Raw genomic sequence first — 15,460 nt, forward strand, 5'->3', positions numbered from 1 at the left:
TTCGCTGATTAAGCTTGTCAAAATCAGGTCGACGGCACTCGACAAGCTCGACCAACGACGCGCTGGCGAAGCGCCAATCGTTCCGTCGTAGAGCGGGGGAGTGGCCGCACGATGGCGCGTGGGATGGATGTTTCACGTGAAACGCCCGCAAGACCGCGTCATGTTTCACGTGAAACGTGACGGCTACTGAAGGCTTGTCGAGGCCGCTCGGGCCAGAGCGGCGTATACCGTTGCGAGTGACTCGCCGGAGGCCTCGATGGATTGCGGGGCGAGCGAGGTCTCGGTGAGCCCGGGCAGCACGTTCGCCTCGAGGAACCAGGCGACGCCTTCCGCGTCAACCATCAGGTCGATGCGGGAGAGCTGAGCCAGCCCGAGCAGGCTGTGGATCGCGACGGCGGTTTCTGCCACCCGCTGGGCCACGTCCGGCGCGATGCGGGCGGGAGTGAAGAACAGAGTTTCGCCGGCGTTGTAGCGTGCTTCGAAGCTGAAAACGCCACTCACGGGCACGATCTCCACGGCGGGAAGGGCAATAGGACCCGCGCCGGTGTTGATGACCGTGACAGCGAGTTCGGTTCCTTCGATCTTCGTTTCGACGAGAGCGGTTTCGTCGTAGGTGTAGGCATCGACCATTGCGCGGGGGAGTCCCGCGGCGGTGTCCACGATGGTGACGCCCTGGGCAGAACCACCCTGGGCGGGCTTGACGACCAGGGGTGTGCCGAGGGCTGTCACGAGGTGGTCGAGAACGCTCGCGGCACCGAGGTCGCGGAATGTCTCACGCGACAGGGCGATCCAGGCCGGGGTGGCGTATCCCGCACGACGCACTAGTTCCTTGGCGGTGGGCTTGGACCAGGCTAGCCCCGCAGCGGTGCCTCGCGGGCCTACGTGTGGGATCCCGGTGGTCTCGAGTAGGGAGAGCAGGGCGCCGTCCTCGCCGGTCGCCCCGTGCAAAACGGGCCAAATGACGTCGGGCTTGCGAGTCGCCAGTTCGGTGAGGAGCCCCGCCTGCGGGTCGAGCACGGTCACGGTGTGACCGAGACGGGTCAACTCGTCAGCCACGCGACGTCCACTGCGCATGGAGACGTCTCGCTCGTGCGAGATTCCACCCGCGAGCACCACAATGTCAAGAAACTCTGATTCGCTCATGATCTGGGGTTTTCCTTAGCTCGAGCCGGAGTGAAACGCTGGGTTAGTTGATGTCGGGCGGCGGAGCACCAAAGCGGCGGCCGTCGTGGGCGGGAAACAGCGAGCCGGTCCCGGCGAAGGTGTCGAGCAGCTCCAGCTCGTCACGGATGACGGTGGCTAGGCGACGGATACCCAGACGGATGTGTTCCGGTGTGGGGTAGCAGAACGAGAGCCGCATGTTCTGGCGACCCTGACCGTCCGCGAAGAACGCGGTGCCGGGGGTGTACGCCACGAGCTCCTTGACCGCGCGAGGCAGCATGGCCTTGGAGTCCAGGGTGTCCGGCAGGCTGAGCCACACATAGAACCCGCCGTTGGGGTTAGTCCAGGTGAGCTCCGGCAGGTATTCCGTCAGGGCGGAGAGCATGGCGTTCTTGCGTTCCCGATAGACGCCGCGGAAGGTGTTGATCTGCCCCTTCCAGTCGGCGGTCGACAGATACTCGGAGATTACCAGTTGGCTGAATGAACTGGGGGAGAGCACGGCCGCCTCGTTGGCCAGCACGAGCTTCTCGCGGATGGCGTGCGGGGCCAGGGCCCAGCCCACCCGGAAGCCGGGGGCGAGGGTCTTGGAGAAGGTGCCCAGGTAGACCACGCCGTCCCGTTCAATGGATCGCATGGCATCCGGTGCCTTCTGGTCGAAGTACAACAGGCCATACGGGTTGTCTTCAAGGACCAGAATCTGGTTCGTTTTGGCGATCTCGAGGATCTCCAGTCGGCGGGCCCAGCTGAGGGTCACCCCGGCCGGGTTGTGGAAGCTGGGAATCGTGTAGAGGAACTTAATCTTGCGGCCGTCGGCCGCCAGGCGCGCGATGTGTTCCCGGAGGGCCTCGGGGATCATGCCGTGCTCGTCCATGGGTACGTGGTCGACATCGGCCTGATATGACTTGAAGATGACCATTGCGGTCACGTAGCTGGGACCCTCGGCTATGACAACGTCACCCGGGTCCAGGAAGAGCTTGCTGACCAGTTCAAGTGCGTGCTGGGACCCGGTTGTTACCACGACGTCATCGGCGTTTGCGCGGATGCCTTCCAGTGCCATGACCTCGAGGATCTGCTCTCGGAACAAGGGAACTCCCTGACCAGAGCCATATTGCAGCGCCACGGGACCCTGTTTGCGCATGACGCTGTCCATCGCGTTGATCACGAGGTCCTGGGGCAGGGCCGCGACGTACGGCATCCCGCCGGCGAGGGAGACGACCTCGGGGCGTGAGGCGACGGCGAACAGGGCGCGCACCTCGGAGGCGCGCAGGGCGGCGGCTCGCTCGGCGTAGTGGTGGTACCACGGGTCGAGGTTGTTACCGGCCTGGGAGGTGCCTATCGCTGTCACGTCATATCCGTTCTGGTGAGGCCTTAATCGTATGGGGTGCGTCGTCTGGTGGCCGCATCCGCCCGAATGTACGAAAACACCCGCCCGGCGGGTGCCGGGCGGGTGTTGGGGTTCCTAGAAGAACCTGCCGGCGGCTACTTGAGGTAGTCGGCCAGGTCGGCTTCAAGGACGGGCTTCGGCTTGGCGCCGATGACGGTCTTGACGACCTCGCCCTTCTGGAAGACCTTCATCGCGGGGATGGAGGTGATCATGTATTTCGCGGCCAGGGCCGGGTGGTCGTCCACGTTCAGCTTGACGATGTCGATCTTGTCGGAATTCTCCGCGGCGATCTGATCGAGGATCGGGCTGACGGCACGACACGGACCACACCATTCGGCCCAGAAGTCCACCAGGACGGTCTTCTCGTTGTTGATGACTTCCTGGTCGAAGGTGGCGTCGGTGACGGCGCGTGCTGACATGTAGTGCTCCTTAATTAGTGACGCTTGCAAATTCGGGGTCGCCGGCCTCGGCCAGCAGATCCTCGGGGAGGGTAGCCAGGTAGTGTTCGGCGTCTAGGGCCGCCACGGTGCCACTGGCGGCCGCTGTGACCGCCTGACGGTAGGTCGGGTCGATGACGTCTCCGGCGGCGAACACGCCGGCCTGGCTGGTCTTGGATGACCGTCCGGCGACGGCGATGGTGCCCTCGCTGGTGAGGTCGAGCAGGTTGTGCACGAGGTGCGTGCGCGGGTCGTTGCCGATGGCCACGAACAGGCCGCCGACTGCGAGGGTGCGATCGGTGCCGGTGACGGTGTCGCGCAGACGCAGACCCTCAACGGCTTCTTCGCCATCGATGCCGACGACCTCGGTGTTCCAAACGAACTCGATCTTGGGGTGCGACAGGGCGCGCTCCTGCATGATCTTCGACGCCCGCAGGGTGTCCTTGCGGTGGATGATGTAGACCTTGCTCGCAAAGCGGGTCAGGAAGGTGGCTTCCTCCATGGCGGAGTCGCCGCCGCCGACGACGGCGATGACCTTCTCCTTGAAGAAGAAACCATCGCAGGTGGCGCACCAGGACACGCCCCGGCCGCTCAGGCGCTCTTCGTCAAGGATGCCCAGCTTGCGGTAGGCGGACCCGGTGGCGAAAATCACGGACAGGGCCTCGTGCTTCTCGCCGTTGCCGAGGGTGACCGACTTGACGGTGTCGCCGAATTCGAGCTTGGTGACGTCGTCGTACACCACTTCGGTGCCGAACTTCTCGGCCTGCTCCTGCATCTTGGCCATGAGTTCCGGGCCCTGGATGCCGTCGGCGAAGCCCGGGAAGTTCTCCACGTCGGTGGTGTTCATGAGCTCACCGCCGGCCTCAACGGAACTGGCGATCAGGAGCGGCTTCATGTTCGCCCGCGCGGCGTAAATTGCGGCGGTGAATCCGGCAGGACCCGAACCGATGATGATGATCTGACGCACGCGTAGACTCCTTGAAATCAGTGGAAGAGACGCCTTTCGGCGCCTCACATTCGGGTACAACACATCCTAATCGGATGCTATTCCGCTCCGTCCGGCCCGAGGCCCCGCTGTACAGCCACTGTTCAGCAACCGGTAGCTTGGCCGTCACCCGACGCAGCGACGGCCTAACGCCCCAGGCGGGTCTTCAACGGCGCCAGAAAGCCGTGCAATTCCGTGCTGCGCATGAGGAGCAGCAGGCCGAAGTACAGCCCGGACATGACCGTTCCGATCACGATCATGGTGACGATCGCGGGAGCGGTCCCGGAGACGGCGAATCCGCCATTCCGGGTGCCGCCCAGGGCAATAAGGACGGCAAGTCCGGCGGCGACCGGAACAATGACGGCGACGAAATATTTGACCAGGCTGCGCAGGATGCGACGGCCGTCGATGCCGCCGAGGCGCTTGCGGAGCAGCCACGTGGCGAGGATCGCCTGCAGGATTCCGGACACCGTCACTGTGAGGGCGATGCCGAACGCGATCCACTCCGGCGGAAGCAGGGCACAACCGAGCACGCCCGTGATGACCAGGACGACCTGGAACAGGGTGAAGAAGAACGGGGTCCGTGTGTCGCCGAGGGCGTAGAAGGTGCGCTGCACGACGAACAGCACGCAGAACGCCACCAGGCCCAGCAGGAACGCGATGATGACGTTGCCGATGGCCTGCACCTGCTCGAACCCGGCCTCGCCGAAAACCGTGGCGAACGGGTAGGCGCAGACCATGATGACGGCGCTGGCGAGCACAATCAGCAGGGTGGTACCGCGGATGGCCGAGGACGCATCCGTGCGGAGCTTGTCGGTGTCGTCGCGGGAGGCATGCTCGCTCATCCGGGTGAAATAGGCGGTGGCAACGGACACCGTGATGATCGAGTGCGGCAGCATGAAGATCAGCCAGGCCGTGCTCATGACCGTTGAGGAGGCGCCTTCTCCCGACGCGAGCGTCACGACCTGCGTCTCGACGATGCCGGCGACGGTGGTCAGCAACAGCATGCCGAACGTCCAGCTCGCCATCTTGCCCGCCGCTCCAAGGCCGACACCCCGGAAAGCGAAGTCGGGGCGGTAACGCAGCCCGATGCGGCGCCAAAAGAAGTACAGCACCACGGCCTGCAACACGACACCGAGCGTTGCGCTTCCGGCCAGTAGGGCGGTCATCCCCGGGGTGAAGTCCGCCGGCGGTCGCTGGCCATCCGTGTCGATACCGAACAAGAGGCCGAAGAGGAGCAGTCCGCCGATCGAGATCACGTTGTTGATCACGGGCACCCAGGTGAACGGGCCGAAGGATTTGCGGGCGTTGAGGACCTCACCCAGGACCGTGTAGAGACCATAGAAGAAGATCTGGGGCAGGCACCAGTACGCGAATCCGATCGCCAGTGACAGCTGCGCCGGGGAAAAGCCCAGGCCGATGAACCGGGTGATCAGGGGCGCAAGCAGCGTCGCGGCCAGGGTCGTGATGGCCAGGATGCTCAGAGCCAGGGTGACGAGCTTGTTGATATACGCGGTCCCGCCGTCGTCGTGCAGGCTCGCGCGAACGATCTGGGGAACGAGCACCGCGGTCAGGACGCCGCCCGCCACGATCGTGTACACGGTGTTCGGTAGCTGGTTTGCGACGGTGAAGGCGTCGGGGACGTTGCCGATCTGCCCGAGGATGTGGGCGAAGACGATGACCTTGAGAAACCCGAGCAGGCGCGAGACGAGGGTTCCCGACGCCAGGATGGCGCTGGCGCGGCCGACGCCGCCCTGGCTAGCCACGGGGAGCCGGGGGGACGTCATCAGCGGACGCTGGGGGATTGGCGGCGGGGTCGTCTTTGGCGGACTGGGCGCGGTCGTGCCGGCGGTGCACGATGTTGCGCCACACGCCGAATCCGAAGAACAGCACGACGAGGGCGGCGAAGATGCGTGATCCGATGCCTTCCCAGTCGGCGCGCACGTTGACCGAGATCAACGAGGGCTGACCCAGGTCCGCCCCTGACGGGGTGTAGAGCGTCACCCGCAGGCTGACCGCGCCGTTCCCGACCGCAGCGGTCACGGGGATCGACACTGTTTTGGCCGAGCTCGCATCAATCACGGCCTCGACGTCATTTCCCACCACCAGGCGGCCGTTGGAGGGGACGACCTGTACCTTCACGGTGACGGCCTGGCCGAGGGCATTGTTCAGGGTGATGGGGATGTCGACCTTGCTGCCGACGACGTTGATCGGGCCCTTGGTGCTCACGGTCACCGACCGCAGCACCTCGCTGGAGGTCGCCAGGTTGTCGCCGACGGCGGTGCGCCAGTCGTCGGGGTTGGCCTGCCAGGACGTCGCCAGCAGGCCCAGCAGGGAGAGCCGGTTCGGTGCCGTGACCGCGGCCGGATCGGCGAGGGCTGTGGAGAAGGTGACGATCTCGGCTTCCCGGTCGACCAGTCTGGTCGCGAGGTCGACCCTGCTGCTCGGCTCGGCCTGCGTTCGGAAGGTCACGTCGGTGGAGACCGGGGCCGCGGTAGCCGCCGTCAGCGTGGTGGCGGCGTACCAGGGCAGGGCCGTCAGCGCATCGACGGTCTGCGCCAGCCGAGCCGCGGTCGGCGGCCAGCCGCGATCAAGGGTGGCGAGAAGCGTGTGGGCCTTGTCGGGATTCGCGGCGGCGACGACAGCAATTTGGGAGGACAACTCGGCCGTGTGCCTGCGCCAGTCGTCGTCTGTCGTAGCCATGACGGCCGAGCGCATCGCCTGCGAAATTCCGGTGTCTGCAACAAGGCCGAGAGCGCTCGAGCCCAGGTCGACAGTCGTGTTGGCGCTGACATCGGGGTCGTCCTGGGCCACGTTGCCCGAAGCGAGGAGCGTGGTGGTGAGGCCGGCGTCCGCGAATGCGGACAGGTCGTCTTGCGCGACGGCGTTGTCGGCGGGCCAGGCGATGGTCGTAGAGGTGTAATCCCAGGCGAGTAGCTGATCCAGGGTGGGCACCGCGCTTTCGCCGCTCGGCTGCTCCGGGACCGGGGGTGCTTCAGACGATGTCGGTGCGCCCGGATCGACGGTGTCATCCCCGGGCTCTGGCGCGGCGGTGGGCTCGGCGGGAACGAACAGGCTCGGATCGGTGGCGAAGCTGAGCGAGGTCGGCGCCAGCGGACCAGTCGCCCCAGCCTGGACGGCCAGGGACGGGTCCGCGTCTGCATACCCGAGCGGGAATATATCGTTTTCTGCCAGGTCAAGGCGGTTCAGCCAGTCGACCGCGGACTCCGGTGCGCTCGTTCCGAGCACCCGGATGGAGGCGATGATCATCGGGTCGATGGCGATCGCCACGGACCGATTGATGAGTCCCTCGAGTTGGCGGGTGAGGATGCCGGAGCCGGCCGTGTACGCGGCGAGGTCCTCGGCGCTGATGAGGCCGGTGCTGTTCGCCGGGGTGATGATCGGCATTGCCACGGCGAGGTTGACCGGGGTGACGGCGGGGGGTTGCAGTACCGAAGCATCCGGATACCAGACGAAGGTGGATCGGCCGGAAGCCCGCACCGCGTCATCGGAGCTGAGGGACGCCGCGATGCCCCGCGGTCCCCACGGGCTCCACTCGAACAGGCCGAGCGCGGCGCTGGGCACCGTGACCGCGACCGTGACCGTGCTGTTGGGCTGCACGGGGACGGTGAGCGGGACGCTGGTCATCAGGTCGCCGACAGTGTCGTCGTCCTCGTCGGGTTTCAGCCACTCATCGAGGGCCGTTGTGCTCGTCAGCGCCCGCTCCGCCAGGAATACATCGACGTTTCCGGCGGGGATGGAGGTGGCGGATTCGTTGGTGATGGTGACGTTGAGCTTGAGGTCCTCATTGAGGTGCAGGATCGAGGAGTTGCCCGGTGTGACGTGCAGGGCGACCGTGTCGTTGTTGGCTGCCGTGGCGACCGGCCCGCCGGCGGTGCCCGCGGCGGTTGCCGGATTCGCCGTGGCCAGCGCCGGCCAGAGCAGCAGGGGGGCACAAAGCAGGGCGGCCGCGAGGCGCCGCCGGATTCTGGGGAGCGCAGGCCGACGCGCGTGATTCGGATCGGCCAGCATGTACGGGATTCTACGGCGTAGCCGAGGGAGAACCCTCCGCGCCGGCTGGATGGCGCGCGGGCACGACGAGCTAGCAACTACCATTGGGGCATGCAGAGCGTCACGGCAGCCCTCGCAAGACTGGGCGACCTGGCTGCCTCCCCCACGGTTTCCCGTCTAGCGAACTCATTCGCCGCGGCCGGTTTCGAACTGGCCCTGGTCGGGGGTCCCGTCCGGGACGCGTTCCTCGATCGAGTCACCAATGACCTCGACTTCACCACCAACGCCACACCGGACCAAATCCTCGCTATCGTCAAGCCGATCGCCGAGGCGCACTGGGACATCGGCCGTGCGTTCGGCACTATCGGCGCCCAGATCGCGGGCGAAAAGGTCGAAATCACCACCTATCGGGCCGACAGCTACGACGGTCAGACTCGCCGCCCCGACGTGGTCTTCGGCAGCAGTCTCGACGATGACCTGCTTCGGCGCGACTTCACCGTGAACGCGCTCGCCCTTCGACTGCCGCAGGTCACTCTCGTCGACCCGTCCAACGGCATCGACGACCTGCTCAACGGGGTGTTGCGTACGCCCACGGCACCCGAGATTTCGTTCGGCGACGATCCGCTGCGGATGATGCGGGCCGCCCGCTTCACCGCCCAGCTGGGCTTCACCCTTGAGATCGACACCGCAATCGCCATGGCCGCCATGGCCGGGAGCATCAACATCATCTCCGCCGAACGGGTCGGCGACGAGCTCGGCAAACTGCTGCGCTCGGCCAACCCGCGGGCCGGCATCGAGTTGCTGGTGGAGTCCGGCCTGGCCGCCATAGTGCTGCCGGAGATCCCGGCCCTGCGGCTGGAGATTGACGAGCACCACCATCACAAGGACGTCTACCAGCACACCCTGACCGTGCTCGACCAGGCCATCGGGTACGAGCGAAGCCGCCAGAACCTGACCGAACCCGACCTCGTGGTGCGGTTGGCGGCACTGTTGCACGACATCGGCAAGCCAGCCACCCGGCGCCTCGAGTCCGGTGGGGTGGTGAGTTTCTACCACCACGACGTGGTCGGCGCGAAGCTGGCCAAGAAACGACTGCGCGCGCTGCGCTTCGACAACGACACGATCGCCGCGGTCGGCAAGCTCGTGGAACTGCACCTGCGATTCTTCGGTTACACCGAAGGGGCCTGGACCGACTCCGCCGTGCGCCGGTACGTGCGCGACGCCGGCGACCAGCTCGAGCGGCTGCACATCCTCACCCGAGCCGACGTCACCACGCGCAACCGGCGCAAGGCCGACCGGCTGGGCTTCGCCTACGACGACCTCGAACAGCGCATCGGCGAGCTCGCGGCCCAGGAAGAGATGGACTCGGTTCGCCCCGACCTCGACGGCGAAGAGATCATGGCGATCCTAGGGCTGAAGCCCAGCCGTGAGGTGGGCGAGGCCTACCGCTACCTCCTGGAGCAGCGCCTCGATGACGGGCCCCTCGGCGCCGACGAAGCCACTCGCCGCCTGCAGTCCTGGTGGTCGGGCCGCCGCGCCTGACCGGGGGTTCCGACCTACTTCGCCGAGTTGCCCACCTCGCCTGGGGTGCTCGTCCTCCACAGGTCGAGCCTGGCGTTGTTCTGCACCACCGCTGTAGCTGGCGCCGCCTCGGCGAGGCCACCGGGAGACCCTTCTCGGCATGGACCCCAACGCATCCGCGCTGCCTCAGTTTCAGCTCACCCGCGACCAGCTCGGCCACGACGCTCGCGCCATGCGCCGCGACCACGCGCACGGCGGCACCGAGCGCCTGCGGCGCGGCATCTACGTGCCGCGGACCAGTTGGTCCAGTGCCGACGCGGATGCCCGCTACCTCCTGCGAATTCAGGCCGCGGTGATGTCCCGGCAAGCGCGCCCGGTGATGAGCCACCTCTCGGCCGCCCGAGTCTGGGGTCTACCGATGGATGCCGGACTTCAGAAGCACTTCCCACTGCCGAAAGGGGCGGTATTGCCGACCGTCACCCTTGACGAGGTGCTGGACCGGGTCCGTCAGCTCGGCACTGCGCGGGGCACCCGCCGTGCCCGCCAGTCCGTCGGCTTCTCCGATGCGCGGTCGGGCTCGGTGGGGGAGTCATTGAGTCGCACGGGCATCTTCCTCGCCGGCATGCCGATGCCGGACCTGCAGGTGGTCTACCCGGCCCCCTTCGGCGAAGACCGGGTCGACTTCCGCTGGAAGCGAAGGTTCCAGGCGAAACGGATGCCTCTGCTCGGTGAATTCGACGGAGAGCTCAAGTACACCCGGGGCGAGTTCATGGGCGGGCACACGATCGACAAGGTCGTCTGGGCCGAGAAACGTCGGGAAGACCGGTTGCGCGCGCCCGGCCGGGCGATGGTCCGTTGGCTGTGGGCGGATGCCCTGAGGCCAGAGCGCCTCCGAGCGGTGCTCCTCAACGCTGGCCTGCGGCCCGCAACGTGAGCCACCTCAGGTGTGCGCCAGGCGAGTTGCCCTCAAACGGACCAGCTGCCCCGATGTAACGGGGCACCTGGTGCGCAGGTGGGCGACAGGCGGCAAATTTTCGGTGCGGAGGGCATCGGAAGGGATGGTGGCGCTAAGCCCACGGTTCCAGTAGTCTTGGCAGGTTGTCTGTGTGCCGGATTCCCGGCCTCCACGTTCAACACATGCACAACCCTCCTGTTGCAGAAATACTGCAGCCGTTTAGTCCGAAGGAGGTGGGTTAGTCATGCATCAGTACGAATTGATGGTAATCCTCGATCCCGAGATCGATGAGCGCACCGTAGCTCCCAGCCTTGACAAGTTCCTCAACGTTGTTCGCAACGATGGTGGAACCATTGACAAGGTTGACGTTTGGGGTCGCCGCCGTCTCGCATACGAGATCAACAAGAAGGCCGAAGGCATCTACGCTGTCGTCGACTTCACCGCAAACGCCGCAGCAACTGCCGAGCTCGACCGTCAGCTGAAGCTGTCGGAAGCCGTCATGCGCACCAAGGTGCTTCGCGCCGAAGAGGGCATCGCCCAGGTTGCCGTCGCAAGCAAGCTTGCCGCCGAGAAGGCCGCCCGCAAGGCAGCCAACCCGAAGGCTGCTGCTGCTCCGGTCAAGGCCGACGCTCCTGCCGCAGCTCCCGCTGCCAAGGTCGCTGCATCCGCGAAGCCTGCAGCTGCCCCGGCAGCTCCGGTCGCCGTGGACGCTCCTGCCGAGGCAGACGCCGACAAGGCAAGCGACAAGTAGCCCATGGCCGGCGAGACCGTAATCACCGTGGTGGGCAACCTCACCAGCGATCCGGAACTGCGTTACACGCAGAACGGGCTGGCGGTAGCCAACTTCACCATTGCCTCCACTCCGCGCAATTTCGATCGCGCAACGAGTGAGTGGAAAGATGGCGAGGCACTGTTCCTGCGCGCGAGCGTTTGGCGTGAATTCGCCGAGCACGTGGCCGGTTCACTGACCAAGGGTTCCCGTGTCATCGCTTCCGGGCGTCTCAAGCAGCGTTCGTATGAGACCAAGGAAGGTGAAAAGCGCACGAGCATGGAGCTCGAGATCGACGAAATTGGTCCTTCGCTGCGCTACGCCACCGCCTCCCTCACGCGCGCGCAGTCATCCTCCGCTCCCCGCGGCGGCGCGCCTGTCGCGCAGCAGCAGGGTAACGATGAGCCCTGGGCACCCAGCGCCCCCGCAGCCAACACTGGTGGCGGCGACGTCTGGAACACCCCGGGCAACTTCAGCGACGAGACCCCCTTCTAAGCCGAACCTCACGGTTGACGGCTGCACTCACACGTTTTAGAAAGTTAGGAAATCATGGCTGGAAAGTCGAGCGGCGACCGCCGCAAGCCGCTCCGCGGTGCTAAGGGTGGCAAGAACGCCGCCCCCGCGAAGTCGATCCGGGTTGGTGTCATCGATTACAAAGATGTCCCCACACTTCGGAAGTTCATCTCAGAGCGTGGAAAGATTCGCGCCCGCCGCATCACCGGCGTCTCCGTCCAGGAGCAGCGCCTGATCGCGCGTGCCGTCAAGAACGCCCGCGAAATGGCCTTGCTGCCCTACGCCGGCTCAGGCCGGTAAGGAGCCCTCACATGTCGAAATTGATTCTGACGCACGAGGTCTCCGGCCTCGGTACCCCCGGTGACATCGTTGATGTCAAGAACGGGTTCGCTCGTAACTACCTTCTCCCCCAGGGCTTCGCTGTTGCGTGGACCCGCGGTGGCGAAAAGCAGATCGAGCAGATCAAGGCCGCCCGCGTAGCCCGCGAGCACGCCACCCTCGAAGAGGCCCAGGCTCTCAAGGCAACTCTTGAGAACACCAAGGTCAAGCTGGTCGTCAAGGCCGGCGCCGGCGGACGCCTGTTCGGCTCCGTCAAGACCGCCGACGTGGCCGACGCGGTTGCCGCGGCCGGCCTCGGTGCCATCGACAAGCGCAAGATCGAGCTCAGCCCGATCAAGTTGACCGGTGAGCACCAGGCGACGGTTCGTCTGCGCGACGAGGTCAGCGCGACCATCACCCTTCAGGTGGTAGCCGCAAAGTAGTCTCGTTTCATCAGGAGTAGCGGTGGGTTCCGAAAGGGACCACCGCTACTCCTTTTTAACGCGCGCACCTAACCCCCGTTATTGGCACATTTATGCTGCGTTGTGCACCCCTTTGTGCACAGGTGTCCACCTATTTCATCAACATTCAATCGATCATTGAAACTAATTTCCCCACACACATGTGAATAGTTTTTTCAGCTGGTCAGGGTCAATTTCCAATTCAATACTCGTGAGTTGTCCACAGCCGAGTGCACAGGTTGTGCACACGTCGTACGGCGTTTCGCGCAGATTACTCACAGAGTTATCCACAGGGTGGTTTGGCGGCGCAGACGAGTCTCTCTATGGTGGGCAAGCAGGTATTCGCTGGATGTGCCTGCCTGCCGGTCGATCGCTGTCAGCGGCTCCTGATACACCAGAACCACACCAATACGAGGAGGCTCGGCGTGTCGATAGCTCACCTGGGTTACGCCGATCAACGCGGCTCAGATCAACGCGGCTCCGACTACCGTGGTGGCTCCGAGCCGCGCCACGCCGAACGCACCCCGCCGCACGACCTGTTGGCGGAGCAGAGCGCCCTTGGCGGCATGATGCTGAGCAAGGATGCCGTCGCCGACGTCGTCGAGACGGTCCGCGCGGCCGATTTCTACGTTCCCAAGCACGAGATCATCTTCGACGCGATCCTGTCGCTCTATGCGCAGGGTGAACCCACCGACGTCATCACCGTCACCGACGAGTTGACCAAGCTCGGTGAGATCTCCCGCGCCGGCGGCGCCGACTACCTGCACACACTCACCAGCCTGGTACCCACCGCTGCCAATGCCGGCTTTTACGCGACCATCGTGGCCGAACGGTCCATGCTGCGAAAGCTCGTCGACGCCGGTACCCGGATCGCGCAGATGGGCTACGCGGGGGAGGGCGAAGTCCTCGACCTGGTGAACACGGCCCAGGCCGAGATCTACTCGATCACGGGTAGCACCGAGACCGAAGACTACGTTCCCCTCACCGACGCCGTGACGGCCGCCATCGAGGACATCGAGGCCGCCAAGCTCAAGGACGGCCAGTTCACCGGTGTCCCCACCGGCTTCGCCGACCTCGACGAGCTCACCAACGGTTTCCACGGTGGCCAGCTCATCATCGTCGCCGCCCGACCCGCCCTCGGTAAGTCCACCCTGGCGCTCGACTTCGCCAGGGCCGCCTCCATCCACCACGACATGCCGAGCATCTTCTTCTCGCTCGAAATGGGCCGCAGCGAGATCGCCATGCGCCTGCTGGCCGCCGAGGCATCGGTTCCCCTGCAGAGCATGCGTAAGGGCAACGTCGAGGCGCGCGACTGGACGACTATCGCCGCCACCCGTGGGCGCATCAACGATGCCCCGCTCTACATCGACGACAGCCCCAACATGACCCTCGTCGAGATCCGTGCCAAGTGCCGGCGCCTCAAGCAGCGCGTCGGCCTCAAGCTCGTCGTGATCGACTACCTCCAGCTGATGACGTCGGGCAAGAAGGTCGAATCCCGCCAGCAGGAGGTCAGCGAGTTCTCCCGGGCGCTCAAGCTGCTCGCCAAGGAGCTGCAGGTTCCCGTGATCGCTCTCTCCCAGCTGAACCGTGGTCCGGAGCAACGCGCCGACAAGATGCCCGCCATTTCTGACCTGCGCGAGTCCGGTTCGCTCGAGCAGGACGCCGACATGGTGATCCTGCTGCACCGCGAGAGTGCTTACGAAAAAGACAACCCGCGCGCGGGCGAGGCCGACCTGATCGTGGCCAAGCACCGTAACGGCCCCACCCGCACAGTGACGGTGGCCTTCCACGGCCACTACTCCCGCTTCGCGGACATGGTGCCCGGCGCGTAAGTCCACCACCAACTCGTACGACAGAGGGCCTGGACGACGTAACGCGGGGGTGAGGTGAGCGGCCTGCACTACGAGTTCCTGTTCATGCGCGCCAGAGGCGACCAGCTCCGCCTGATCTCCACCCTGGTCGACGAGTGTGCTCTGCGCCCGATCGTCGGCTGCGTCGTCCCGTTCCTCCAAACCACCCAGGCCCTGCAGAACCTGAAATACGGCGGCAGCCGTGGCAAAACCGTGATCAGCATCCCTTAGGCGCCGCACAACCCGGCCAGCAGACCGCCACCGCATCAGATCATTGGAGAACACCATGAACACGCCGGACTGCTCCCGAGACCCTGTCATCACGTCCTACGCGAAAGCGCCCGCCCGCACGATTACGGCCGGTGGCGTCAGCTTCGCGTACCGCCAACAGGGACCCAAGGGTGGCATCCCGGTCATCTTCTTCGTCCATCACTGCCGCTGCTCGTGAGCTCTTTGCCGAGCACGGTGTAGATGACGTCACGAATCAGCAAATCGCCGACCACGCCGACATCGGCGCCGGCACACTGTTCCTCTACGCCAAGACCAAGGGCGAGTTGCTACTCCTCTTGCATAACGCCGGCTACGCTGACGCGCTCGTTAGGGGCACGGCCGCGGCAGACGCGATCCCCGACGTTCTCGAAGGCGCGTTGGCGATCGTTCGACCGGTCGTAGAGTGTAACCGCGCTCAGATCGACAACGGCAGGACCTACCTGCGGGAGATAGTGTTCGGCGATCCCCAGGAACCTCATCACCGCGACGCCCTCGCGTTGACGGTGCAGACCGAGCTGGCGATCGCAGATGTCCTGAAGCTGGACGCGCGCAACACGCCGACGACGGCCGCGACTCTCGCGCACGTGGTGTCCGCGATCATGTTCCTGACGATGGCGGCGACGTTCAACATCGGGAGGACCGTCGACGACCTCCTCGGCGAGATCAGGTCACAAGTCCTCGTTCTCTTGCCTGCTGAGCTGCCGGGCAGGGTCTTTCGGCCCTGAAAATCGCGCCGGCCCGCGAAAGCCCAACGGTACGCTACGAAGTGAGATCGCCCTGGGACGCGCGAACGACCCCGTTTCGCCCGTCAGGTGGCAGATGCGT

14 protein-coding genes and 1 pseudogene are annotated in these 15,460 nt (G+C 65.3%); 9 read left to right on the plus strand and 6 right to left on the minus strand.

The genetic code is table 11. The features are described 5' to 3' along the window. Nucleotides 1-183: 183 nt before the first annotated feature. From E3O42_RS07965 to E3O42_RS07990, 6 genes are all read right to left on the minus strand, one after another. A complete protein-coding gene (locus E3O42_RS07965; RefSeq protein ID WP_134453437.1) occupies nt 184-1,143 on the minus strand; it encodes a D-alanine--D-alanine ligase family protein in 960 nt (319 codons plus the stop codon). A 43-nt stretch (nt 1,144-1,186) separates the two neighbouring features. Then, nucleotides 1,187-2,506, minus strand: coding sequence for an aminotransferase-like domain-containing protein (locus E3O42_RS07970; RefSeq protein ID WP_134453438.1), 1,320 nt, complete (start codon nt 2,504-2,506; stop codon nt 1,187-1,189). A gap of 134 nt (nt 2,507-2,640) precedes the next feature. Beyond that, nucleotides 2,641-2,964, minus strand: coding sequence for a thioredoxin (trxA, locus tag E3O42_RS07975; RefSeq protein ID WP_134453439.1), 324 nt, complete (start codon nt 2,962-2,964; stop codon nt 2,641-2,643). Nucleotides 2,965-2,974: 10 nt separating this feature from the next. Continuing rightward, nucleotides 2,975-3,949 carry a thioredoxin-disulfide reductase gene (gene trxB, locus E3O42_RS07980; RefSeq protein WP_134453440.1) on the minus strand — a complete coding sequence of 325 codons (975 nt, stop codon included), beginning with the start codon at nt 3,947-3,949 and terminating at the stop codon, nt 2,975-2,977. Nucleotides 3,950-4,113: 164 nt separating this feature from the next. Next, nucleotides 4,114-5,754, minus strand: coding sequence for a murein biosynthesis integral membrane protein MurJ (gene murJ, locus E3O42_RS07985; RefSeq protein WP_134453441.1), 1,641 nt, complete (start codon nt 5,752-5,754; stop codon nt 4,114-4,116). Next, nucleotides 5,726-7,999, minus strand: a complete 2,274-nt coding sequence (locus E3O42_RS07990; protein WP_134453442.1) for a DUF6049 family protein — start codon at nt 7,997-7,999, stop codon at nt 5,726-5,728. Before E3O42_RS07990 ends, murJ begins: the two co-directional genes overlap by 29 nt. A gap of 90 nt (nt 8,000-8,089) precedes the next feature. On the opposite strand from E3O42_RS07990, the gene E3O42_RS07995 reads away from it, so the two are divergent. From E3O42_RS07995 to E3O42_RS08040, 9 genes and pseudogenes are all read left to right on the plus strand, one after another. Then, on the plus strand, nt 8,090-9,520 hold the full coding sequence (locus E3O42_RS07995) for a CCA tRNA nucleotidyltransferase (RefSeq protein WP_134453443.1): 1,431 nt from the start codon (nt 8,090-8,092) through the stop codon (nt 9,518-9,520). A gap of 139 nt (nt 9,521-9,659) precedes the next feature. Further along, nucleotides 9,660-10,433, plus strand: coding sequence for a hypothetical protein (locus E3O42_RS08000; RefSeq protein WP_134453444.1), 774 nt, complete (start codon nt 9,660-9,662; stop codon nt 10,431-10,433). Between the two features lie 265 nt (nt 10,434-10,698). Then, nucleotides 10,699-11,067 (plus strand): annotated as a pseudogene (gene rpsF, locus E3O42_RS08005) (30S ribosomal protein S6); the annotation flags it as partial. A gap of 141 nt (nt 11,068-11,208) precedes the next feature. Then, the gene (locus E3O42_RS08010; protein WP_088457765.1) at nt 11,209-11,718 is read left to right on the plus strand and encodes a single-stranded DNA-binding protein; all 510 of its coding nucleotides are present in this window, start codon (nt 11,209-11,211) and stop codon (nt 11,716-11,718) included. Between the two features lie 54 nt (nt 11,719-11,772). Beyond that, nucleotides 11,773-12,036 carry a 30S ribosomal protein S18 gene (rpsR, locus tag E3O42_RS08015; RefSeq protein ID WP_035835236.1) on the plus strand — a complete coding sequence of 88 codons (264 nt, stop codon included), beginning with the start codon at nt 11,773-11,775 and terminating at the stop codon, nt 12,034-12,036. An 11-nt stretch (nt 12,037-12,047) separates the two neighbouring features. Then, a complete protein-coding gene (gene rplI / locus E3O42_RS08020; RefSeq protein WP_134453445.1) occupies nt 12,048-12,497 on the plus strand; it encodes a 50S ribosomal protein L9 in 450 nt (149 codons plus the stop codon). 443 nt (nt 12,498-12,940) lie between these two features. After that, entirely contained in the window at nt 12,941-14,347 is a 1,407-nt protein-coding gene (gene dnaB, locus E3O42_RS08025) for a replicative DNA helicase (protein ID WP_134453446.1), read from the plus strand. 54 nt (nt 14,348-14,401) lie between these two features. Next, nucleotides 14,402-14,596 (plus strand): zinc-binding dehydrogenase, encoded by a 195-nt coding sequence (locus tag E3O42_RS08030; RefSeq protein WP_241984714.1) that lies wholly within the window; start codon nt 14,402-14,404, stop codon nt 14,594-14,596. Between the two features lie 170 nt (nt 14,597-14,766). Beyond that, complete coding sequence (locus E3O42_RS08040; protein ID WP_134453447.1) at nt 14,767-15,360, plus strand: TetR/AcrR family transcriptional regulator; 594 nt, start codon at nt 14,767-14,769, stop codon at nt 15,358-15,360. The last annotated feature ends 100 nt before the right edge of the window (nt 15,361-15,460 follow it).

Origin of the sequence: Cryobacterium adonitolivorans (assembly GCF_004402695.1) — a bacterium.
Lineage (GTDB): Bacteria > Actinomycetota > Actinomycetes > Actinomycetales > Microbacteriaceae > Cryobacterium > Cryobacterium adonitolivorans.

Excerpts from the sequence above, each read along its gene's own strand:
- murJ (WP_134453441.1), bottom strand. The coding sequence starts at position 5,754 with ATGACGTCCCCCCGGCTCCCCGTGGCTAGCCAGGGCGGCGTCGGCCGC.
- trxA (WP_134453439.1), bottom strand. The coding sequence starts at position 2,964 with ATGTCAGCACGCGCCGTCACCGACGCCACCTTCGACCAGGAAGTCATC.
- E3O42_RS07965 (WP_134453437.1), bottom strand. The coding sequence starts at position 1,143 with ATGAGCGAATCAGAGTTTCTTGACATTGTGGTGCTCGCGGGTGGAATC.
- E3O42_RS07995 (WP_134453443.1), top strand. The coding sequence starts at position 8,090 with ATGCAGAGCGTCACGGCAGCCCTCGCAAGACTGGGCGACCTGGCTGCC.
- E3O42_RS08000 (WP_134453444.1), top strand. The coding sequence starts at position 9,660 with ATGGACCCCAACGCATCCGCGCTGCCTCAGTTTCAGCTCACCCGCGAC.
- rplI (WP_134453445.1), top strand. The coding sequence starts at position 12,048 with ATGTCGAAATTGATTCTGACGCACGAGGTCTCCGGCCTCGGTACCCCC.
- E3O42_RS07990 (WP_134453442.1), bottom strand. The coding sequence starts at position 7,999 with ATGCTGGCCGATCCGAATCACGCGCGTCGGCCTGCGCTCCCCAGAATC.
- E3O42_RS08010 (WP_088457765.1), top strand. The coding sequence starts at position 11,209 with ATGGCCGGCGAGACCGTAATCACCGTGGTGGGCAACCTCACCAGCGAT.
- rpsR (WP_035835236.1), top strand. The coding sequence starts at position 11,773 with ATGGCTGGAAAGTCGAGCGGCGACCGCCGCAAGCCGCTCCGCGGTGCT.